This window comes from Chryseobacterium piperi (assembly GCF_002285635.2).
Taxonomy (GTDB): Bacteria; Bacteroidota; Bacteroidia; order Flavobacteriales; family Weeksellaceae; genus Chryseobacterium; species Chryseobacterium piperi.
This window is the reverse complement of the sequence record NZ_CP023049.2, coordinates 634,999-656,428: the sequence shown is the minus strand read 5'-3', so window position 1 is coordinate 656,428 and position 21,430 is coordinate 634,999. Positions and strand designations below refer to the sequence as shown.

Genomic DNA, 21,430 nt, shown 5'->3' with positions numbered 1-21,430 from the left:
TTATGAAACTAATCAATAAAAAAAATAAAGCATATACCCAGATCTTTCAGTTATTTACAGAAGAAGAATGGGCAAAAACAAATAATAATTTCAATAAAAATATTTCTACTTTTTTCAGCGGTAAGAAATACGAGGTCTTCATCAATACTGATGAAGAAACCGTTACTTATTTCATAGGCCTTGGAAAATCAGAATTCCAGGATTTTGAAATACAGCAGGTAGCCGTAAAGTTTTCACAAACACAAAAGAAAACATTACAAGCTGTTCCTACTTTAGTCTTGGCAGATTTCATCACTGAAAAACAATTTGAAGAATTTGTGAAAGGCCTGTTAACAGGTACTTATCATTATCCTTTTGAAAAAAATCATCCATTCTGGAATGCTAAATTTGAAATTCAGTTTGAAAATCTAAGCCAGAAAAAACTGGATATTATCAGTCAACGGGCCATTGCATTAGCCAACGGACAGACTGCCTGCCAGGACTGGCTGAATAAGCCTGCGAATCTAAAAAAAACAGATATTTTAAGCTTATATCTTAAAAATTTAGCCAAGAAGAATCAGCTAAAATATACCGTTTTCAACAGAAAAAAGTGTGAAGAATTAGGTCTTGGAGCCTATCTTTCCGTAAACCAGGGAAGTGTTTACGATGCCGCTTTTACGATCCTGGAATACAAAACATCAGTAAAAAATGCTAAAACCATTGGTTTAGTAGGAAAATGTATCCTGTTTGATACTGGAGGAATCTCTTTAAAAAACCCTGACAACATGCATTATATGAAGTCTGATATGGGAGGCGCAACAGCTGTATTGGGCACTTTAATTTATGCTTCAGAGATGCAGTTGCCGGTAAATATTATCGCTGTTCTTCCTATTACCGATAATGCGATCTCTGAAAAAGCTTTTCTGCCAAGTGATGTGATTACTGCATATAACGGAAAAACAATTGAGGTTCTAAACACAGATGCAGAAGGAAGAATGATCCTGGCAGATGCACTTTCTTATCTTTCAAAGAACTACAAAACAGATCTTCTTATTGATCTGGCAACGCTAACAGGCAGTTCTGTGAGAATGTTTGGAGATACCTGCGGAGCTCTGTTTTCAAATAACGAAGAACTTAAAAATACCTTAATCAAAGCCGGAGATAAAACCAATCAAAGGCTATGGAATCTTCCCTTATGGGATATCTGGAAAGAAGATATACAGTCAGACGTAGCTGATTTAAAAAATATCTCGATGAAACCGATTGGCGACTGTATTGTCGCGGCAAAGTTTTTAGAACAATTTATTGAAGACCATCCAAAATGGGCTCACTTAGACATTGCCGGAGTAGCTTTCGGAAGTGTCGGATATGCCAAAGAAAAAGCGGCAACAGGCTTTGGAGTACAGTTGCTAGCCGATTTAATCGAAAATTATCGATAAAAATTAGTTTATTACAAAATTTCTCTGTATAATTGATTTAAGATTCCCAAAATCACAGCAATGATGCTCTTTTGATATTAATTAATCAACAAAGTTTTGCTTTTATTTTTGAAAATCTATCAAAAACTAAAAAACACTGTATGGAGGAGAAAATTATAGTATGTATTTCGTGCTATTACAAGGGCTATGATTTCATGGATGAAATGAAGAAGCTCGGTAATAAAATAATCTTGATTACATCGGAAAACATTAAGGAAAAGAATTGGCCATGGCATGCTATTGATGAGGTATTTTATATGCCCGAATTAAAGCCGTCTGTATGGAATCTTGATCATCTAATTCAAGGGTTCTCGCATTTGATGCAAACCCGAAAAGTGGATGCAGTAGTTGCTCTTGATGATTATGATGTAGAAAAAGCAGCATTAATCAGGGAAACTTTCCGTATTCCGGGAATGGGACAGACTACCCATCGGTATTTCAGAGATAAACTGGCCATGAGGCAGAAAGCCAAAGACTCAGGTATCAATGTCCCGGAATTCACTCCCGTTTTTAATAATGATGAAGTGAATGCGTTTATTGACAAGATCCCCGCACCATGGGTTCTAAAACCCCGGTCAGAAGCTTCGGCTTCAGGAATAAAAAAGATTACGACAAAAGACCAACTCTGGGAGGCATTGAATGCGTTGGGTGAAGAACGTCATCTCTTCTTATTGGAAAGCTTTAAGCCCGGCGATGTTTATCATGTTGACAGTTTAACATTCAATAAAGAAATAGTCTTTACTTCAGCATCAAAATATCTTGCCCCCCCAATGGAGGTCTCTCACGAAGGAGGAGTCTTCAGAACAAAAACTTTAGGAAAAAATTCTGATGAATTTAAATCTCTTAAAGAGGCTAATGCTAAAGTTCTGTCTCATTTCGGGCTCCTTAACGGAGCTACTCATACTGAGTTTATCCGAAGTAAGGATGATGGACAATGGTATTTCCTGGAAACATCATCACGGGTTGGTGGTGCCCATATTCCTGATTTGGTTGAAGCTTCCAGTAATATCAATATCTGGAGAGAGTGGGCAAAAATTGAGGATTCATTATTAAGATCGAAAAGTTATACCATTTCAAAACCTGCAGAATATTATTCAGGACTAATCATTGCGCTCATAAAAGACCAGCAGCCTGATTATAATGATTTCGAATGTGAAGAAGTGGTCAAGTTTTTGCCAATAGATTATCACGTAGGAATTGTATACAAATCTGGCAAACCGGAAATCATACAAGAACGATTGGATAGCACAGCCGAAAAAATCTATGCAGGGATGCTTAACATCCTCCCGCCTAAAAGTAATGGAAAACCAAGTTCATAAATTTCATATGAAGTAATGATATTCAAAAATCATATATATTTATTTAACTTAACAATTAATAGTTTATTCAATATCAGGCTTACAGGAAATCAATGCAATGCGGTAGACATGATCAACTAAAAGACAATTGAATTATTTAATTGACACCAGTTATATAAGCCCAAATGAAACAATAAAAACCAATTAAGAAAAATGCCACAGATAGAACATACTGATTATTATTCAAACATATTAGGAATAAGTATTAAAGTAGAAGTAACCGGACATTACGGATATCCGATCATTATGTTCCCTACGTCTCAGGGGCAATACACTCAGAATCATGATTTTCATCTTAACGGAAGTATCAATTGGTTTGTAGAACAGGGAAAAGTAAAGCTTTATAATATCCAGACCATAGACAGCTGGACATTCTATGACAATGCTATTTCTCCAGAGCAAAGAATAAAAAATTATGAGAAATATGTACAGTTTTTGATTCAGGAGTATGTTCCTTACATTCAGAAACTTCATAATACCCATCGTGTAGCGGTGGCAGGAGCGAGTTTCGGAGGATATCATGCTGCTAACTTTGCCTTTAGGTTTCCGGATGTTGTATCTCACCTGTTTTGCCTTTCGGGGGCATTCAGTATCAGAAATTTCATGGATGGCTATTCAGATGATCTGGTATACTTCAACTGTCCTAAAGAGTTTGTAAAATATGATGAAGCATGGAAATATAAGCATATGCATATCGTATTAAGTACTTCAGATCAGGATATCTGTAAAGATAAAAATCTGGAAATGGCTGCGATATTACAGTCGAAAGGAATCGATTACTGGTATGATGAGAGAAAATGGATCAATCACGACTGGCCCCTTTGGAGGATGGTTTTCCCAAAGTTCATTGGTGCTTTTTTCTCATAAAATGAGAAATGATCAGATATTAATATAAAAAAACACTAAAAAACAAAAATTATGGCAAAAAAAGTGGGAATTCTATTCGGTATGGAGGACACGTTTCCCTGGGCATTCATTGATAAAGTCAATGAGCTGGGAGGTGGAGAAATTATAGCAGAACCTGTACATATTGATAAGCTGGAACAGGGTGCTGATTATGGATATGCTGTAATTATAGACAGAATTTCTCAGGATGTCCCCTTTTACAGAGCTTATCTTAAAAACGCAGCTTTGAACGGAACCTATGTAATCAATAATCCGTTCTGGTGGAGTGCTGATGAAAAATTTTTCAATAATGCCCTGATGATAAAACTAGGAATTCCACTTCCAAAAACCGTTTTATTACCATCACATGAAAGGCCAACCAATACATCGGAAACATCATTTAGAAATTTAAAATTTCCTCATGATTGGGAATATATCTTCGATTACGTAGGATTTCCGGCTTATATGAAACCTCATGACGGAGGTGGCTGGAGAAATGTATACAGGGTGGATAGTCCCGAAGATTTATGGAATAAATTAGGAGAAACTGAACAACTTGTCATGATGGTTCAGGAAGAAATTATTTTTGATGACTATTACAGAGTATACTGTCTTGGGAAAAAATATGTCCATATTATGCCTTATGAGCCAAGAAATGAGCCTCATTTGAGATATGCAACGACTCACCAAACAGAAGGAGAAGAATTAAAAAAGCTATTAAAAACAATTCATGATTATACCATTACCATGAATGAAGCATTAGGATATGATTTCAATACAGTAGAATTTGCAGTACGAGACGGAATTCCTTATGCAATAGATTTTTGTAATCCGGCACCTGATGCCGACAGAAACTCTGTGGGAGAAGAAAACTTCGCCTGGATTGTAGAGCATGCTGCAAAGTTTGCGGTTGAAAAAGCTAAAGAGTACATACCTGGAAAACCTAATATTTCCTGGGGGAATTTTGTAAAAGATTCGGTGAGATAAGCCATTGAAAGAGAATATAAAAAAACACAAAAAATGCATCAGTTTACTATAGGAATCGAAGAAGAATATCAAATTATTGATGTTGAGAGCAGAGATCTTATCTCTCATGTTTCGAAAATTATTGAAGGTGGTAAAGCTGTTTTAAGTGAAAACTTAAAGCATGAGATGCATGAATCCATGATTGAAATGGAAACAGGCATCTGTCAGAATATTCAGGATGCAAGAACTGAGCTGACCAACTTAAGAAGACATCTTATCAATACTGCTCATGAGCAGGGACTCAGAGTATCAGGAGGCGGAACCCATCCGTTTTCACATTGGTCGGATAATTCCATTACACAAGGGGAAAGATATGTCAAGATTGTTGACGACATGGGTGACGTTGCCAGAGAAAATCTTATTTTCGGGCTACACGTCCATATAGGTATACCCAACCGGGAAGAAGGCGTAAGAATTCAGAACATCATGCGTTATTTCCTTCCTCACGTTTACGCATTATCAACTAATTCTCCTTTTTGGATCGGGAGAGATACCGGATTTAAATCCTACAGGCAAGAAATTTTTGTGAAATTTCCAAGAACCGGGATTCCCAGCTATTTTAATTCATTATCTGAATTTGACAGCTATGTAGATCTTCTTATCAAAACCGGGACTATTGATAATGCTAAAAAAATCTGGTGGGATCTGCGGGTGCATCCATTCTACCCTACAATTGAATTCAGAATCTGTGATATGCCATTAAGAATTGATGAAACAGTCTGTTTGGCGGCCATCATGCAAAGCCTTGTGGCTAAAATTTATAAACTTCATCAACAGAATTTAAGTTTCAGAAGCTATAGAAGGTTATTACTCAATGAGAATAAATGGCGTGCTTCTAAGGATGGCATTCATTCTCACCTTATCGATTTTGGTAAGGAAGAATCTGTTCCTTATCCAGATTTATTAAAAGAACTTCTTGAATTTATAGATGATGTTGTGGATGATCTGGGCTGTAGAAATGAAGTCGAATATGCATGGAAAATATTAGAAAACGGTACCGGAGCTGATCGACAGCTTCAGATTTTTAGAGAGACCGGAGATCTTACAAAAGTAGTGGATTATATGATTTCTGAAACAGAATATGGTATCACTCACGGAGAATCCATATCATAATATTTTGATAACTTTGTAAAAAATATGAAGTATGAAAGATATTAAGATCGCTTTGCTGGATATGAATAACAATCATGTCAATCAGGGATTTAGAAACATTAAAGAAATTTCTGAAGCCTTTCAGCAGAGTTGTGAGGAAAATGTAAGCATTCAGATCTTTGATGTAAGGTATAAAAATGAAATTCCCAATGCAGATGATTTTGACATTTTTATTTCGTCAGGAGGTCCGGGAACTCCACATAAAGAGGGTTTGGAGTGGGAAACAGAATATGCCCGTTTTTTAGATTCTGTATATCTGCATAATCAGCATAGTGATGATAAAAAATATCTGTTTTTAATCTGCCACTCATTCCAAATAGCGAGTATTCATTGGAATTTAGGAAATATCTGTCCAAGAAAATCTTTCTCTTTTGGAGTAATGCCTATTCACAAAACGGAAGATGGCCAGAAAGAGTTTTTATTCAAAAACCTGGCAGATCCTTTTTATGGAGTTGATTCAAGATCATTTCAGTTCATTGAGCCGGATCATGAGCGTTTTGAAGAATTAGGAATGAAAATTATGGCTATAGAAAAGTTCCGCCCTCATATAGATCTGGAAAGAGCAGTAATGGCTGTTCGCTTTTCAGAAGAAATTTTCGGAACTCAATTTCATCCGGAAGCCAACTCAGACAGTATAATTGAGAATCTAAAGGATGAAAAGAACAAAGAAGCCATGATTGAAAATTTCGGAATGGAAAAATATCTGGAAACGTTAGATAGAATTGATGATGAAGATAAAATCATCCTTACACGATCTCAGATACTTCCAAGGTTTTTACAATTTGCAAGAAAGAATATTTTGAAAAGAGCTGAGGCGATGGCATAAGCTTAATAATATTGAAATAATTACACCTATATAAATCGAGCAAAATTGCTCGATTTTTTAAAATCACAAAGAAAAAAAATATGATCCCAAAATATAGAAAACAGTTTAACCGGGACTTTTCACCTGAAAAATACACCCAGCTTAAAGATATTTTAAAACAAAAAAGCGGTCTTGAAACCTCATTCAGAGTTTCGGAAAGTCCCTTATTTCTTACTAAAGAGTTTGAACGTAAACTTGTTGATGCCAGTGAAAGTATTATTGACCAGATCAAAGCTCTTCCTTCTGAAATACTTCAAAAAGCCATTCCAGAAAACTGCAGAGTTCCTAATGATACAGATCAACCTCATTTTTTTACCATTGATTTTGGTATCTGTAAAAGTGAGAATGGAGAAATAGAACCTCAGCTAATAGAACTTCAGGCATTTCCTTCCCTTTATGCTTTTCAAAAGGCTTTTGAAAATACATTTTGTGAAGTCTACCCTTTTCTTTCAGAGATTAGAAGCCCTATGTCTTTTGATGACTTTACAACTTATCTAAAAGAATTAATCGTCAATGACGAAAATCCTGAAAATGTAATTCTCCTGGAAATTTTTCCCGAAAAACAAAAAACAGCTATTGACTTTGCTCTTACAGAAAAACTTTTAGGCATAAAAACAGTCTGTCTGACTCAAATAAAGAAGGAAGGAAGAAAACTATATTATGAGAATAATGGATCACTCATTGAAATAAAACGAATTTATAACCGGGTTATTTTTGATGAACTGGATAAAATTCCTGATCTTACTACTTCGTTTGATTTTCGTGAAGAAGTGGATGTAAAATGGGTTACGCACCCTAACTGGTTTTTTAAAATTTCGAAGTTCTTGCTTCCTCTTCTTCAGCACCAATTTGTTCCTAAAAGCTATTTCTTACATGAGTTTCCTGAAAATGAGAATCTCGATAATTATGTTTTGAAACCTCTATTCTCTTTTGCCGGTAGTGGAGTTAACCTAAACCCTACAGAAGAAATTACCAATGCAATCAAGGACAAAGAAAATTATATTTTACAAAAAAAGGTGAATTATGAGCCCATTTTTGAAGATATCAACGGAGAGTTTTCAAAAGCTGAAGTTCGCCTACTCTATATCTGGAGGGAAAATGATGACCGCCCTATTCTACTGGAAAACCTGGGAAGAATGACAAAAGCTGCTATGGTAAATGTGGATTTCAATAAAAAAGATGCCATCTGGATTGGAAGCTCTAATGTGTTCTTTGGAGAGATGTAAAACTAATTAAAAACTAAAATATATTTATGGAACAAAACTCTGCTTTTGAAGAATTTGATGTAAAAAACAATCCTGCAAGAAGGCGTGATTTATTACCGGTATGGATTAAAATATTCACCTGGTTATTTTTAATTGGTGGATCTGTAGCCGCTTTGATATTAATTTCCGGATTTTTCCTAACTAATGTTTCCTTATCAATTTATGGAATCCAAGCCTATCATCCTTACAGCATACCTGGTTTTATTATTTGTGTTCTATTAATTTTTAAAGGCATTGTTGCTTATGGACTTTGGTTTGAAGAAAAATGGGCTCCAAAAGCTGCAATCATTGATGCTATAGTAGGTATTGCCGTCTGTACCATCATGATGGTCATTATTCCTTTCACTAATTCAAATATCAACTTTACACTTAGAATGGAGTTAATTCCTTTATACTTTTACTTATTAAAAATGAGGGATATTGAAAAAAACTGGAACATCTTATAAATAAAAAAACCTCCGATCGGAGGTTTTTTTTATTTATATTCTCAATTAAATTTTGTCATCTTCAAGCAGTTCTTTAGCCTGGTATTCTTGTACTAGGTCTATCGCATTGGAAATAACATCGCTGAGAGCAGTAATAAAGGTACCTTCTTCAGCCATACCCATAGCATGCTTTAATGCTTCAATTTCTTTAGGAATAATCTCATAGCTTACGTCTCTGCCTGCTTCATTAATTCCGTCTATGATCAATCCATTGATTTCTTCTTCTTTTCTTCCTCTAAGATGTTTTTCATTTCTGATAATGATGTAATCAAACATTCTTCCTGCAATTTTGCCACATAATCTAATGTCCTCATCTCTTCGGTCTCCCACTCCTGAAATAATCCCTATTTTCTTCGTAGATTCTATGTTTTTAAGATAATCTTCAATCGCCTCATATCCATCAGGATTGTGGGCAAAATCAATCAGCACCTTAAAGTTTTTAAATTTAAAAATATTTAATCTTCCCGGAGTCAGCTGCGCACTTGGAATAAATGTTCTTAAAGAATTCGAAATATCTTCAATCCCGAAACCATACAAGTAGCAAGCTAAACTTGCAGCCAAAACATTGGCGATCATAAATCTTGCTTTTCCTTCCATGGTAATCGGAAAGTCTTTAGCACGCCCTATCCTGATCTTCCAGTCTCCTTTTTTAATCGTTACAAAACCTTCTTCACAAACACAGGTAATTTTACCCTCTTTTGCGAATTTCTTGATGTATGGGTTATTCTCATCCAAACTGAAAATAGCAACATTACAGTCAAGATCATTAACGATTCTCATAGAATACTCATCATCAGCATTCATCACACTCCATCCGTTTTTCTTTACACTATCAAGAACTACCCTTTTTACTTTAGTAAGATCTTTCAGGTTGTGAATATCATTCATACCCAAATGGTCCTCTTTAATGTTGGTCAAAACACCGATATCACACTGAGAAAAGCCTAATCCGGAACGTAAAATCCCACCTCTTGCCGTTTCCAGAACCGCAAATTCCACGGTTGGATCTTTTAAAACAAACTCTGCAGAAAGCGGACCTGTAGTATCTCCTTTAGTAAGCATTGTATTCTGAATATAAATACCATCAGATGTTGTAAAGCCTACTCTATATCCGTTATTTTTAACGATATGGGAGATTAATCTTGTGGTGGTCGTCTTTCCGTTCGTTCCTGTTACCGCTATAATTGGAATCGTAAATGGTTTTCCCTGCGGATACAGCATATCCACTACAGGAGCTGCAACATTTCTTGGAAGGCCCTCACTCGGAGCCAGATGCATTCTGAACCCCGGAGCTGCATTTACTTCAATAATAGCAGCACCACTTTCCTTAAGAGGTTGTGTAAGATTCTCCGCCATAATATCAATTCCGCAAACATCCAATCCAATAATTTTAGATATTCTTTCGGCCATTGTTATGTTTTCAGGATGAACCATATCAGTTACATCGATAGAAGTTCCTCCCGTCGATAGATTAGCTGTTGATTTTAAATAAACAACTTCTCCTTTCTGGGGAATCGTTTCCAGGGTATACTGAAGCTTTTCTAGCAGCTCCAAAGTATCCTTATCAACTTCTATTTCAGTTAAAACATTTTCATGTCCATATCCCCTTCTTGGATCTTCATTTTCCTTATTTATCAACTCCTGGATATTCAATTCTCCGTCTCCAACAATATGAGCAGGAACCCTCCTTGCTGCTGCAACCATTTTATTGTTGATGACCAGGACTCTGAAATCATATCCTGTAATATATCTTTCTACAATAGTCTTTTTGGAATACTTCTGGGCATGCTCCAATCCTATTTTAGCACTTTCCCAATCATTGACATTAATGGAAGAGCCTTTTCCATGGTTTCCATCCAATGGTTTCAGAACTATAGGATATCCGATTTTTTTGATGACCAAATCTAATTCTTCTTCATTAATGACCAGCTCTCCGATAGGAACCGGAATAGCAGCATCATGAAGCATTCTTTTTGTCAATTCTTTATTGCATGCAATATCAACAGCAATGGAGCTTGTTTTTCCGGTAATCGTAGCCTGAAATCTTTGCTGATTAATTCCATATCCCAACTGTACCAAAGAATTGGTTCCTAAGCGTATCCATGGAATCTTTCTCGAAACGGCTTCTTCTACAATACTTCCTGTGGATGGACCTAAACGAACCCTTTCACGGATCTCCTTCAAGGTATGAATGCAATGGTTGATGTCATAGTCTCTTCCTTCAATTAATGCTTCGGCAATTTTCACAGCTTCTTCTGCTGCATAAATTCCCGCATTTTCTTCGATATAATCAAAAACAACATTATACACTCCCGGAGTTTTTGTTTCACGTGTTCTCCCAAATCCGGTATCCATTCCTGCTAAGGTTTGAATTTCCAGTGCAATATGTTCAATCACATGTCCCATCCAGGTACCTGTTTCTACTCTATGAAAAAAGCCTCCGTGTACTCCTTCCGAACATCGATGAGTGATCAAAGAAGGGAGCATTTTCTCTATCCGTTCTCTGAAGCCATCAATTTTATTGGTAGGAAAACTTTCCATCTCTTCAAGATCCAACCTCATCTGTATCAGCTTCTTCCGTCTAATGCTCCAAATATTGGGGCCGCGCAAAGCCTGTATCTTCTCAATTTTCATAGTCAATTCTCGCTTTTCTTGATTAATAATAACATCTTCTAAAATCAAAGATAATGTAAAAGCATAAACAAAACCATAGCCCATTTAAAGATTTCTTAAAAAAAATATAAATATCCTTAACAATCTTAAAATCCTCAAAATCAACTTTAAATGTCAATGTTATTTCGTCAAATATTAATTATTTTTTAAATTTGCATACTATGATGAAACCTGTTGGAAAATTAATTGTTATCGGAGGCGCTGTAAACAAAGGAAGTTTTGCAGAAAACGATTACGATCAGAACATTGAAAAAAACCTCAATTTTTTCGAAAGAGGCATTTTAAGAAAGATTATTAATGAATCTAAACTAAAAGAAGACTCTGTCATTGAAGTGGTAACAACCGCTTCACAAATTCCTCAAATTGTAGGTACAGAATATAAAAAAGCATTTGAATTTTTAGGTGCTAAAAATGTAAATATCCTTGACATCCATAATCGTGAAGAGGCTAATTCTGACGCAATGGTAGCCAGGGCTAATGCTGCTGATGTAGTCATGTTTACCGGTGGAGACCAGCTAAGGCTAACCTCGATTCTTGGTGGAACAAGATTTCATGATACCATTCTTCTGAAATATCAGGAGCAGGATTTTATCTATTCCGGTACTTCTGCCGGAGCCGCCGCTGCATCCGAAAATATGATTTATCAGGGAAGCAGTTCTGAAGCATTATTAAAAGGAGAAATCAAAACTACTCAAGGCTTAGGTTTAATTGATAATGTTATTATTGATACACATTTTGTACAGAGAGGCAGAATCGGACGTTTGTTCCAGGCTGTTGTCAATAATCCGCGAACTTTAGGAATAGGTTTAGGAGAAGATACAGGTTTATTTATTCATAACGACGTAATGACTGCCGTAGGTTCAGGTCTTGTGATTATTGTTGACGGCCGGTTTATCAAAGATACCAATCTTACAAATATCAATTTAGGAGAGCCTATTTCTATAGACAATTTAACAGTGCATGTGATGTCTATGAATGACCATTATGACCTTATCACTAAGACATTAACAATAGAAAACTCTCAATTTAATCCGATTCCACAAGATAAATAATAAGTTGAGGGAGTAGTTAAGAGGGAGTTTTAAGTATATTTAATTCTTCTTTACCCTTATTGCTCACAACTATCAACTATCAACTATCAACTATCAACTATCAACCAAATTAATATGAAAATAATAGTTCACGGCGGTTTCTTTTCAGAAAGTGATCAAAGCCACGAAGTAAAAGTTGCCAAACAAAATTCTTTAAAAGATATAGCCCGAAAGGCTTTTGAATACCTGCAGTCTCATTCTGCATTTGACACTGTCGCGTATGCCGTTTCTCTTTTGGAGGATGATGAACTATACAATGCGGGAATTGGTTCTCAAATTCAAAGTGATGGGGTTATACGAATGAGTGCAGCCATTATGGATGGAGAAACACAAAAATTAAGTGGTGTTATCAATATTCAGGATGTCAAAAACCCAATTTTTGTTGCTAAAGAATTAATTAAAGAAGATGACAGAGTTTTAGGAGGAAGCGGGGCCAAAAACTATGCTTCAGAACATGGCTTTGAAAATTTTTCTACTGAAATTACTCAGAGAAGAAGAGAGTATGAAGCCAAGCTGCATAATGGAGGAAAAGGTACGGTAGGCTGTGTTGCCATTGATAAGATTGGGAAATTGGCAGTTGCCACTTCTACTGGTGGAAAAGGCTTCGAAATTCCGGGAAGAATTTCTGATTCGGCTACAGTTGCCGGTAACTATGCCAACTCGTTTTGTGCTGTAAGCTGTACGGGAGTGGGAGAAGATATTGTAAGCAATGCTACTGCAACAAAAATAGTAACAAGAGTTACCGATGGAATGAATCTGGAAAATGCGTTCCATAAAACTTTTGATGAATTAAAAACAATCGATGGTTTCGCAGGGGCCATTGCTATTGATAAAAATGGGAATATGTATCATCAAGATTCTTATCCAACCATGGTTTTTGCAAGTTTTGATGGAGAAAATTTTGAGGTTTTCAATTAATTTAACATTTTTTTATCATTATAATCTTTTTTTTGGCACGTATTTTACATGATATTAAACAACAAATTTTTAATATTAATTTAAAAAAATAGAAATCATGGGAAATAAAACAAATGGATTATTAGCTTTATTAGGTTTAGGTGCTTTAGCTTACTGGAAGTATAAGAAATCAACTCCGGAAGAACAACAAGCTGTAAAAGATAAGATCAACACTGCTAAGGATAACCTTAACAAGTGGGGAAATGATATTAAAACTAAAGCAAATGATGTAGCTTCTCAAGTTGAGGGCAAAGTAAACGAAGCAAAAACAAAAGCTGAAGATTCTTTGAGTTAATACTAGTTTTTTTAACATTCATATATAGAAAGTCATCGTAATATTTATTACGATGACTTTTTTTGCGCAGAAAGAGCATATACCAGAGGTATTTTATTTCCAAACTGGGATATTCTCCATTTCCCTTTTTCAAATTCTTCTACATGCTTAAAACAAGGATAAGGTGACCAGTCAAACTCCCTAAAATGTTCTATGTTTAACTTTTTGTTAATTAAATTCTGAAGAACTTCCGCCAGAGAGTGATTCCACATTACATATTCCTGGACAATAGATGCTGAAAGATCAGCATAAGTTCCTTCATAGGTTTCAATGATTGGTTTTTCATTAAAATAATTATAGCTTACTTCTTTGAAATCATCATCAAACATCCAGACTACAGGATGAAATTCGGCCATCACAAACTTTCCTTCAGGCTTTAGGAAATGATTAACCACATGAGCCCACTTTTCAAGATCCGGAAGCCAGCCTATTGTGCCATAGCTTGTAAAAACAATATCAAATTGTTCATTCAGATGATTAGGAAGATCATAAACATCTGAACAGATAAATTGGGTATCCGTTTCACATTGTTTCGCAAGATTAATTGCAGTTTCAATTGCTTTATCAGACAAATCTATTCCTGTAACTTTCGCACCCAGCCTCGACAAAGAAATAGAGTCTTGCCCGAAATGACATTGTAAATGCAAAATGCTTTTTCCTTTGATATCACCCAAGAGATCCAGCTCAATTGAATTGAGTGAATTTTTTCCTTTTAAGAATTCATCAACAAAATAAAAGTCTGATTTCAAATGGGGATCTACTTTGGCATTCCATGAGTTTTTATTAATTTCTAAGTAATTTTCCATGATTAATGGCTATTTATTTTTTATCAAATATAATTTTTAATACTAATTTTTTAATAGAAAATCTACAAACATCTTTTATCGTTTATATCTAACGGTAAATATAGATTATATCTTTTTTTATTGTTAAAATAAATTGCCATCTTTATTATTAGTAAAAAATTAATAAATCAGTAAAATATTATGAGTAAAAAACATGTTGTAGTCATTGGACTTGGGGGTGTCGGTGGTTATTTTGGATTTAAAATCAGCCAAAACAATAAAACTTTTCAACAATATATCATATCATTTATAGCCAGAGGTGAAACCTACAAAAAAGTAAAAGAAGAAGGACTGACACTAATTTCAACAGAGCATCGTCATAACACAACACAACCTAATGAAGTGTATGAAAACATTAGTGATCTAGTGAATCCTGATCTTGTATTGATTTGTGTTAAAGAATATGATTTAGAAAGAGTTTGTGAGGAATTAAAAGAAGTCATTAATGAACATACGGTTCTATTACCGATGATGAATGGAGCAGACATTTATGATAGAATAAGAAAAATCATTCCTGATCATGTTATTTTACCTTCTTGTATTTATGTAGCTTCTCATATCAAGGAAAAAGGAGTGGTTGAGCATAAAGGAAGTGCGGGTAAAATAATATTGGGTAAAGACCCTCAACATCCTTCCGAAGATATCAGCTGGATAATTACAATGCTCGAAACAAGCCATATTGATTTTGAATTTAAAGATAATCCATTGACCGATATTTGGACAAAATTTACTTTCATAGCAAGTTTTGGACTGGTGACAGCTTTACACAACTCTTCTATTGGCAAAGTTTGTACGGATTCATTACAAAATAATGAGGCAAAAGAAATAATGAAAGAAATACAATCAATTGCTAAGAAGAAAGATATTCATCTGGACGAGAATATTGTTGAAAAAACTTTTGAAAAAGCGTCTACATTCCCTTATGAAACACCAACATCTTTACAATTGGATATCAATTCCGGGAAAGAAAACAGTGAGTTAGAATTATTTGCCGGAGCCATTATCAGATACGGAAGTGAATCAGACATTGAAGTACCTTACACTCGAAAAATATATGAAGCGATAAAAGCTAAGCTACAATAAAAAAAGAGTCTCTTTAGTTATTTAAGGAGACTCTTTTTATTGTTTATTTTTTTTATCCTAAAAACTCTTCCAGAGAAACTGTCTTTTGTTCCCCCGCTTCAAGGTTCTTAAAGGTTACGGTTCTGTTTTTAAGTTCTTCTTCTCCTAAAAATACTAGGTTTTTAATTCCTTTCTTCTCAGCATAAGTGAACTGTTTGTTGATTTTTGAACTTTCAGGGTAGAGCTCAGCAGAAATACCTTTTGCTCTTAACTGCATAATCAATTTTAAAGCTTCCACTGTTTCTTCACCTCCGAAATTAGCAAATAAATATTCTACTTTTGAAGTGGCTTCTTTAGGGAAAAGATCCAGCTCTTCCATTACTAAATAAATTCTGTCTAGTCCAAAAGAAATACCAATTCCGGGAATATTTTTAACTCCAAAAACTTCTGTAAGATTATCATATCTTCCACCACCACCGATAGATCCCATTTGAGCTTCATCAGCTTTTACTTCGAAGATAGCCCCTGTATAATAGTCCAGCCCTCTCGCTAATGTAATATCAAAAACAAGGTTTTGGATGTCAACCCCAAGGCTGAGAGACTGGGTAAGAACAAATTCTAATTCTTCTACTCCTTTAAGTCCTATTTCATTCCCTATGAATTTTTCTTTAAGCTGGAGAAGATTTTCTAATGCATCATCAGACTGAGAAAATAAGAAATCCAGTTTATCTATAGAATCTTGTGAAATTTCTCTCTCTAACAATTCTTTTACGACTCCTTCTTTTCCTATTTTATCCAATTTATCAAGAGCTACTGTAAAATCAATTAGCTTGTCTGTAATCCCTGCATATTCAGCTAAGCCGGAAAGAATCTTTCTATTATTAACATGAATAGTAACAGAAACTTTTAAATCAGCAAACGATTTTAAATACAACTGAATCAGATCTACTTCCTGTAAAAGGCTTTCACTTCCTACAACATCGGCATCACACTGATAAAACTCTCTGAATCTTCCTTTTTGAGGACGATCTGCTCTCCAAACCGGCTGTATCTGGTAACGCTTGTATGGAAATGTAAGTTGTCCGTGATTCATGGCTACAAATCGCGCAAAAGGTACAGTAAGATCATAACGAAGCGCTTTATCTGTCAAGCTTTCTGAACTGAAAGGCTTGTCTAAAGCTCGCTGGAAGTCATTCAGCATTTGTGCCTTCTTCTCTTCTTTTGCTTCATTAATACTTGAGTTAAGGATCTTAAATATCAGGCGATCTCCTTCTTCTCCATATTTCCCGGTTAATGTAGACAGATTTTCAAAGCTTGGTGTTTCCAAAGGCTGGAATCCAAATAATTCAAAATTGTTCTGTAAGATATTAATGATATATTTTCTTCTTGAAACTTCCTGTGCGGTAAAATCTCTTGTCCCTTTTGCTAAGCTTGGTTTCATTTTATAATAGATAAATGATAATAATATTGATAAGTCTTGCAAAAATAAGGAATTGAAAGGACTTTTAAATAACATAGAAGCTGAAGAAAATAATTTCCTTCAGCTTCTTTCATAATATCTCATCATTTGTGTTTTTTATTGATCTATTAAAAATCAAATACTTTCCAGAATTTCAAGTATCTCCTCTCCATAATTTTCTATTTTGTGCTTACCAAAGCCTTTGATCTCTAATAGTTCTTCTTTCTTAGCAGGCTTATATTTAGCAACTGACATCAGCTCCTTATTACTCGCAATAAAATAAGTAGGAAGGCTTTGTTCTCTTGCCTTTTCCGATCTCCATAATTTTAAGGCATCTAGAATTTTCACCTCATCTGCACTTAATACATCATTTTCTGCAGAATACTTTATGACTTTGGATTCTTTGACACTTGTTCCTGTTGTTTTAAACTCTTCAAAATACAGAACGACAGACCAGTAATTTTCATCCTGAACAAACGCCGTTTCTGTTTTTATAATTTCATGACTGCTCAAAAAATCATCTAATGCCTTCTGATCTTTATGTAAGTATTCCTGAGGCAATCTTATTTTAAAAACTTTTATTTTCATCATTTGTGTTTTTATATTATTTATTACCTCCTCCCAGCAGTAGGATTTCATCTACTCTGATTTCCGTAATGTATCGTTTCACTCCTTCTTTATCATCATAAGACCGATAAGTCAGTTTTCCTTCAACAGCTATCTCTTTTCCTTTGGGAACATATTTCTCAAAGATTTCAGCTACTTTTCCGAAAGCCACCAGATTATGCCATTGTGTTTCTTCTACTTTTTCACCTTTTGCATTGGTGTAATGATCACTCGTTGCTAAAGACACATTTGCTTTTACATTTCCATTATCGAAGTTTACCATTTCAACCTCTTTTCCTGTGTAACCAATTAATGTTACTTTGTTTCTTAGTGACATAACTATAATTTTTAAAGATTAATAATTTAGGTAAGAGCGTTCACTGTTTTCTCAAACCTCTGTTGCAAAGATTGACAAACCCACACATTTAAGTCGGTTACAAATTATTTAAATTCGTTTGTAGTCGTTTGCAAACGGATAATGTTTTCATAAAATTCAGGCCAATCCAGCCAACTTCTAATCTTTATCAATTAAATAATTATACTTATGAAAAAGAGTCACTATTTGAGGTCTTCTTTAATTTACGGTTAACAAAAAATTATAAAATTACTCAGTTGTTAAAAGCTTCACAACTTCACCTAGAAAACTTGGGTAAAAAAATGTATTAAAATTTTATTCCTTTTATTTGATAATCTATTTGTGAAGCATCACCGCCTAACAATTTCCCAAGATAGGACTGAAGTACATACACAGTTCCATTATTAGCAGCAAATGCGGTCGTTGGGAATTCAGTTTTACCAATGGTGGATTCTTTAATTTTTGAGGATGAAACCCAATCATTACTGGTGGAAAGTAGATGTACTTTGCCCTCACCTAATCCATTTTCTACAACAATGAGATTATTATCCTTCCACTCCAATCCGTCAGGTGCTTTAAAGGCATTGTTTAAGCCCGTAATTTCTGCGACACTATTATCAGCAATATTAATTTTGAAAAGCTTAGCAGCTTGAGTATGTGATACAATAAGATAACCATCTTTATAAACAATCCCATTAAGTCCAAAAGACCCTTGAGGAGCTGAAAAATTATTATTACTTATAAACACTGAAGCATTATAATTTTGATCAATTTTATAGATAATTGGCGAAAAGGAATCGGTAACATAAATATTTCCGTTTCCATCCATAGCAATATCATTAGGAAATACACCACCGGACGTAACAAGAGGTTTTAGATCAATACTTTTGATTAGAACACCTGTTTTTGCATTGTAAATTCCGACATAGGCCTTCTGCCCCGCTGTACTTCCATTCGCACCACTTTTTTCTGAAGCTCCAGCATCTCCACTCGCAACAATGATTCTATCATTAGCTTCATCAGTATATACTCCCAAAGCAGCAATCAGGTTAGCATCATCTACCAATTGAGTGAATTCTTTTCCATCAGCACTTAAAGTATATACAGTGCCCTTCCGAAAGGAACTGATTACAAAATGGTTGTTTTTTGTGTCAAAATCAATTCCCTCAGGATAAAAACCTGTAGATTTAAATGAATAATTTTCCGACAATACAGTTGCAGGGGTATTGTCTTCACGATCACTATTATTACAGGCTGCAAGACTTAATGACAGTATTGTCAGGCATAAGGAATTTTTAAGAATACTTGTTTTTTTATTCATAATGAGTGTTTTATTTTAATATTAGTAATAACGACTTACAAGTCATTAGCAGATCCAGTTCAAAATTCATTGTTTTTATGTAAAAAAATGAATCTATATATAATTGAGCAAGGTCAAAATTTTAAGTTTTTATTGATGCCAGATTATTTCAATAATTTGAATCTCTCTTTTGTAAATTCTTTCATAACGAACTAAGCTTTATTCAATCCCAAGAACCCATCTTCCAATGTATTTTCACTGACACTAATGATAAGATCTGTTTGTGGAACTCCAATCTTTTCTAAACTTTTACCCATAGCCTCATACATGGCTTGTTTTTGAGTTCTTGTTCTTCCTTGTTGGGTAATCTGCAGAATCACAATTTTATTAGTTCTGGGGTACCCAAGTCCAGTATCCAGTGTTTTTATCAGTCCTTTTTTGTGCTCATGAATAATTTGATAACGATCCTTGGGTGGTGCATTGAAAGTCTTGACCAATACCTCCTGTATTACATCTGCAAGCTCAGCCAATTCTTTATCACTCCGCTCTCCTTTAACTACATCAATTCTTACCAAGGGCAGACTACTATAAGCCTTATTATCTTTCCTTGATTGGGCAAGACCCAATGTTGGAAGGAATTGTAAAGCCACAAATCCAATCCCAACCTGTTTAATAAATTTTCGACGATGCATACTATTAATTTATTATAATTCTCCGGTAAGGAATTGTGCTCTTCCCAATCCAAATGACCAATCTTCTTTATTATTTTCAATTAATGAAATAATTAAATCCGTAGGAGAAATTCCTATTTTTTCAAGCTTCTGGCTCATTGCAGCATACATTTTTTCTTTTTGTTGTCTATTACGTCCCTGATGTGTAATCTGGAGAAGAACCAGCTGATCAGTTCTTTTGTAGCCTAATCCAGTATCTAATGCTTTTATAAGACCTTTTCTGTGTTCGTGAATAACCTGATAACGATCAAGCTCCGGTGCGGCAAATGTTTCAATCAATACTTCCTGTATTGTATCTGCAAGAAGGGTCAGTTCTTTATCTGATCTTCCTTCTATAACGTCAATTCTAACTAATGGCATAATACTTTTATTTTTTGATTAATTACTTATTTTATATTTCTGATAAATAGTTATTTCATTTTGTTATTATATGTCAATAAATACCTAACATTATTTAATATATCTTTATAAAAACCCAGGTATAAAACAAATTTAACAAGTAACCCATCATAATAACCTTATACCAATTACTGTTTCTTTTACCAATTTTACAGATTTATAATTCATTTGTAATCGTTTGAAAATGGATAAATCCGTATCTTTGAAGTATAAATTATAGTATGAAAAGAGAGATTACTATTTTTGAGTTCCCCCTTAACTTAGGTTTGACAAAAAAAGATCACGAAACTGAGCCGGGTGTTAAAAAGCTTCCTGAATGGCTTCGGAAATTCGGATTTCACGAAAAAATCAACCCCAAAAATATTTTCAGACTGGAAGCTCCCGAATATGCTATGGATTTTGATACTGATACCAGCGTTAAAAATCCAAATCAGATAATTGAATATGCTGAAAAACAATCTGAGCTTATCCTTGAAAATTTTGATAAAAATATTTTCAATATTATGCTTGGTGGTGACTGCAGTATCCTCATAGGAAACGCCATTGCATTAAAACAACTGGGAAACTTCGGTTTATTTTATTTGGATGGTCATACCGATTATATTCCGCCCCAACTTTCTCCCAGCGGAGGTATTGCAGGAATGGATCTGGCGATTGTAACAGGAATGGGACATGAAAAGCTTACCAATATTAAAAATTTAAAGCCCTATTTTTCAGAAGAAAATATATTTTGTGTCGGGAATGCAGAAACGGATGACCAGGAATACGTTGATCAGATTATTCATTCCGGCATTCATTATTTTGATCTTTATCAGCTCAGAAAAAACGGTTTCAAAAAAACGGCTGAAGATTTTTTGAAAATGGTTCATGAAAAAAAACTGGATGGCTTTTTCATACACTTTGATGTGGATGTTTTAAAAGATGAAATTATGCCTGCAGTAGACAGTAGAATGGAAGATGGGATAAGCTATGATGATCTTAAAGATATTTTATTACCATTGTTTGAAAATGAAAAATGTATCGGAATTGAAATCACTATATTAGATCCTGATTATGATAAAGAAGGCCTTTATACAAAGGCTTTTATTGAAAATTTAACCCAATTGATAAAAAAATAAAGAAGAA

Annotated in this window: 21 protein-coding genes; 13 read left to right on the top strand and 8 right to left on the bottom strand. The window is 34.6% G+C overall.

Annotated elements, in window-relative coordinates; all coding sequences use genetic code 11:
- Nucleotides 1–2 precede the first annotated feature (2 nt).
- The 8 genes from CJF12_RS02890 (at nucleotide 3) to CJF12_RS02855 (ending at nucleotide 8,454) form a co-directional block, all read left to right on the top strand.
- Nucleotides 3–1,418: a M17 family metallopeptidase gene (locus CJF12_RS02890; RefSeq protein ID WP_034681799.1), complete on the top strand. Its 1,416-nt coding sequence runs from the start codon at nucleotides 3–5 to the stop codon at nucleotides 1,416–1,418.
- 140 nt (nucleotides 1,419–1,558) lie between these two features.
- Nucleotides 1,559–2,776, top strand: coding sequence for an ATP-grasp domain-containing protein (locus tag CJF12_RS02885; protein ID WP_034681802.1), 1,218 nt, complete (start codon nucleotides 1,559–1,561; stop codon nucleotides 2,774–2,776).
- 192 nt (nucleotides 2,777–2,968) lie between these two features.
- Nucleotides 2,969–3,682, top strand: a complete 714-nt coding sequence (locus CJF12_RS02880) for an alpha/beta hydrolase-fold protein (RefSeq protein ID WP_034681804.1) — start codon at nucleotides 2,969–2,971, stop codon at nucleotides 3,680–3,682.
- 51 nt (nucleotides 3,683–3,733) lie between these two features.
- Entirely contained in the window at nucleotides 3,734–4,687 is a 954-nt protein-coding gene (locus tag CJF12_RS02875; RefSeq protein ID WP_034681806.1) for an ATP-grasp domain-containing protein, read from the top strand.
- A 33-nt stretch (nucleotides 4,688–4,720) separates the two neighbouring features.
- Complete coding sequence (locus CJF12_RS02870) at nucleotides 4,721–5,839, top strand: carboxylate-amine ligase (RefSeq protein WP_034681808.1); 1,119 nt, start codon at nucleotides 4,721–4,723, stop codon at nucleotides 5,837–5,839.
- A gap of 31 nt (nucleotides 5,840–5,870) precedes the next feature.
- Nucleotides 5,871–6,704, top strand: coding sequence for a type 1 glutamine amidotransferase (locus CJF12_RS02865; RefSeq protein ID WP_034681809.1), 834 nt, complete (start codon nucleotides 5,871–5,873; stop codon nucleotides 6,702–6,704).
- Nucleotides 6,705–6,784: 80 nt separating this feature from the next.
- Nucleotides 6,785–7,969 (top strand): hypothetical protein, encoded by a 1,185-nt coding sequence (locus tag CJF12_RS02860; RefSeq protein ID WP_034681811.1) that lies wholly within the window; start codon nucleotides 6,785–6,787, stop codon nucleotides 7,967–7,969.
- A gap of 26 nt (nucleotides 7,970–7,995) precedes the next feature.
- Nucleotides 7,996–8,454, top strand: a complete 459-nt coding sequence (locus tag CJF12_RS02855; protein ID WP_034681814.1) for a hypothetical protein — start codon at nucleotides 7,996–7,998, stop codon at nucleotides 8,452–8,454.
- A gap of 45 nt (nucleotides 8,455–8,499) precedes the next feature.
- Here the strand turns inward: CJF12_RS02855 and cphA are convergent, their stop codons facing one another.
- Nucleotides 8,500–11,127 carry a cyanophycin synthetase gene (gene cphA, locus CJF12_RS02850; protein ID WP_034682008.1) on the bottom strand — a complete coding sequence of 876 codons (2,628 nt, stop codon included), beginning with the start codon at nucleotides 11,125–11,127 and terminating at the stop codon, nucleotides 8,500–8,502.
- A 203-nt stretch (nucleotides 11,128–11,330) separates the two neighbouring features.
- Between cphA and CJF12_RS02845 the strand changes: the two genes are divergently transcribed.
- The 3 genes from CJF12_RS02845 (at nucleotide 11,331) to CJF12_RS02835 (ending at nucleotide 13,509) form a co-directional block, all read left to right on the top strand.
- A complete protein-coding gene (locus tag CJF12_RS02845) occupies nucleotides 11,331–12,218 on the top strand; it encodes a cyanophycinase (RefSeq protein WP_034682012.1) in 888 nt (295 codons plus the stop codon).
- 114 nt (nucleotides 12,219–12,332) lie between these two features.
- Nucleotides 12,333–13,175: an isoaspartyl peptidase/L-asparaginase gene (locus CJF12_RS02840; protein ID WP_034681815.1), complete on the top strand. Its 843-nt coding sequence runs from the start codon at nucleotides 12,333–12,335 to the stop codon at nucleotides 13,173–13,175.
- Between the two features lie 97 nt (nucleotides 13,176–13,272).
- The gene (locus CJF12_RS02835) at nucleotides 13,273–13,509 is read left to right on the top strand and encodes a YtxH domain-containing protein (RefSeq protein ID WP_034681818.1); all 237 of its coding nucleotides are present in this window, start codon (nucleotides 13,273–13,275) and stop codon (nucleotides 13,507–13,509) included.
- A gap of 47 nt (nucleotides 13,510–13,556) precedes the next feature.
- On the opposite strand, the gene CJF12_RS02830 is transcribed toward CJF12_RS02835, so the two are convergent.
- The gene (locus tag CJF12_RS02830) at nucleotides 13,557–14,354 is read right to left on the bottom strand and encodes a class I SAM-dependent methyltransferase (protein ID WP_034681822.1); all 798 of its coding nucleotides are present in this window, start codon (nucleotides 14,352–14,354) and stop codon (nucleotides 13,557–13,559) included.
- A gap of 180 nt (nucleotides 14,355–14,534) precedes the next feature.
- Here CJF12_RS02830 and CJF12_RS02825 point away from each other — a divergent pair, with 180 nt between their 5' ends.
- Nucleotides 14,535–15,476 (top strand): ketopantoate reductase family protein, encoded by a 942-nt coding sequence (locus CJF12_RS02825; RefSeq protein ID WP_034681825.1) that lies wholly within the window; start codon nucleotides 14,535–14,537, stop codon nucleotides 15,474–15,476.
- A gap of 52 nt (nucleotides 15,477–15,528) precedes the next feature.
- Here the strand turns inward: CJF12_RS02825 and hisS are convergent, their stop codons facing one another.
- The 6 genes from hisS to CJF12_RS02790 form a co-directional block, all read right to left on the bottom strand.
- A complete protein-coding gene (gene hisS / locus CJF12_RS02820) occupies nucleotides 15,529–16,896 on the bottom strand; it encodes a histidine--tRNA ligase (protein WP_034682014.1) in 1,368 nt (455 codons plus the stop codon).
- A gap of 153 nt (nucleotides 16,897–17,049) precedes the next feature.
- Nucleotides 17,050–17,505 (bottom strand): HRDC domain-containing protein, encoded by a 456-nt coding sequence (locus tag CJF12_RS02815; RefSeq protein ID WP_084675594.1) that lies wholly within the window; start codon nucleotides 17,503–17,505, stop codon nucleotides 17,050–17,052.
- A 13-nt stretch (nucleotides 17,506–17,518) separates the two neighbouring features.
- Nucleotides 17,519–17,857 (bottom strand): single-stranded DNA-binding protein, encoded by a 339-nt coding sequence (locus tag CJF12_RS02810; protein WP_034681827.1) that lies wholly within the window; start codon nucleotides 17,855–17,857, stop codon nucleotides 17,519–17,521.
- Between the two features lie 325 nt (nucleotides 17,858–18,182).
- On the bottom strand, nucleotides 18,183–19,196 hold the full coding sequence (locus tag CJF12_RS02800) for an SBBP repeat-containing protein (RefSeq protein ID WP_034681832.1): 1,014 nt from the start codon (nucleotides 19,194–19,196) through the stop codon (nucleotides 18,183–18,185).
- 191 nt (nucleotides 19,197–19,387) lie between these two features.
- Entirely contained in the window at nucleotides 19,388–19,867 is a 480-nt protein-coding gene (locus CJF12_RS02795; RefSeq protein ID WP_228379058.1) for a tautomerase family protein, read from the bottom strand.
- Nucleotides 19,868–19,879: 12 nt separating this feature from the next.
- Nucleotides 19,880–20,266 (bottom strand): tautomerase family protein, encoded by a 387-nt coding sequence (locus CJF12_RS02790; protein ID WP_034681834.1) that lies wholly within the window; start codon nucleotides 20,264–20,266, stop codon nucleotides 19,880–19,882.
- A 260-nt stretch (nucleotides 20,267–20,526) separates the two neighbouring features.
- Here CJF12_RS02790 and CJF12_RS02785 point away from each other — a divergent pair, with 260 nt between their 5' ends.
- The gene (locus tag CJF12_RS02785; RefSeq protein WP_034681838.1) at nucleotides 20,527–21,423 is read left to right on the top strand and encodes an arginase family protein; all 897 of its coding nucleotides are present in this window, start codon (nucleotides 20,527–20,529) and stop codon (nucleotides 21,421–21,423) included.
- The last annotated feature ends 7 nt before the right edge of the window (nucleotides 21,424–21,430 follow it).

Excerpts from the sequence above, each read along its gene's own strand:
- CJF12_RS02860 (WP_034681811.1), top strand. The coding sequence starts at position 6,785 with ATGATCCCAAAATATAGAAAACAGTTTAACCGGGACTTTTCACCTGAA.
- hisS (WP_034682014.1), bottom strand. The coding sequence starts at position 16,896 with ATGAAACCAAGCTTAGCAAAAGGGACAAGAGATTTTACCGCACAGGAA.
- CJF12_RS02845 (WP_034682012.1), top strand. The coding sequence starts at position 11,331 with ATGAAACCTGTTGGAAAATTAATTGTTATCGGAGGCGCTGTAAACAAA.
- CJF12_RS02840 (WP_034681815.1), top strand. The coding sequence starts at position 12,333 with ATGAAAATAATAGTTCACGGCGGTTTCTTTTCAGAAAGTGATCAAAGC.
- CJF12_RS02855 (WP_034681814.1), top strand. The coding sequence starts at position 7,996 with ATGGAACAAAACTCTGCTTTTGAAGAATTTGATGTAAAAAACAATCCT.
- CJF12_RS02790 (WP_034681834.1), bottom strand. The coding sequence starts at position 20,266 with ATGCCATTAGTTAGAATTGACGTTATAGAAGGAAGATCAGATAAAGAA.
- CJF12_RS02800 (WP_034681832.1), bottom strand. The coding sequence starts at position 19,196 with ATGAATAAAAAAACAAGTATTCTTAAAAATTCCTTATGCCTGACAATA.
- CJF12_RS02885 (WP_034681802.1), top strand. The coding sequence starts at position 1,559 with ATGGAGGAGAAAATTATAGTATGTATTTCGTGCTATTACAAGGGCTAT.
- CJF12_RS02785 (WP_034681838.1), top strand. The coding sequence starts at position 20,527 with ATGAAAAGAGAGATTACTATTTTTGAGTTCCCCCTTAACTTAGGTTTG.
- cphA (WP_034682008.1), bottom strand. The coding sequence starts at position 11,127 with ATGAAAATTGAGAAGATACAGGCTTTGCGCGGCCCCAATATTTGGAGC.
- CJF12_RS02795 (WP_228379058.1), bottom strand. The coding sequence starts at position 19,867 with ATGCATCGTCGAAAATTTATTAAACAGGTTGGGATTGGATTTGTGGCT.
- CJF12_RS02880 (WP_034681804.1), top strand. The coding sequence starts at position 2,969 with ATGCCACAGATAGAACATACTGATTATTATTCAAACATATTAGGAATA.
- CJF12_RS02890 (WP_034681799.1), top strand. The coding sequence starts at position 3 with ATGAAACTAATCAATAAAAAAAATAAAGCATATACCCAGATCTTTCAG.
- CJF12_RS02875 (WP_034681806.1), top strand. The coding sequence starts at position 3,734 with ATGGCAAAAAAAGTGGGAATTCTATTCGGTATGGAGGACACGTTTCCC.
- CJF12_RS02825 (WP_034681825.1), top strand. The coding sequence starts at position 14,535 with ATGAGTAAAAAACATGTTGTAGTCATTGGACTTGGGGGTGTCGGTGGT.
- CJF12_RS02830 (WP_034681822.1), bottom strand. The coding sequence starts at position 14,354 with ATGGAAAATTACTTAGAAATTAATAAAAACTCATGGAATGCCAAAGTA.
- CJF12_RS02810 (WP_034681827.1), bottom strand. The coding sequence starts at position 17,857 with ATGTCACTAAGAAACAAAGTAACATTAATTGGTTACACAGGAAAAGAG.
- CJF12_RS02835 (WP_034681818.1), top strand. The coding sequence starts at position 13,273 with ATGGGAAATAAAACAAATGGATTATTAGCTTTATTAGGTTTAGGTGCT.
- CJF12_RS02870 (WP_034681808.1), top strand. The coding sequence starts at position 4,721 with ATGCATCAGTTTACTATAGGAATCGAAGAAGAATATCAAATTATTGAT.
- CJF12_RS02865 (WP_034681809.1), top strand. The coding sequence starts at position 5,871 with ATGAAAGATATTAAGATCGCTTTGCTGGATATGAATAACAATCATGTC.
- CJF12_RS02815 (WP_084675594.1), bottom strand. The coding sequence starts at position 17,505 with ATGATGAAAATAAAAGTTTTTAAAATAAGATTGCCTCAGGAATACTTA.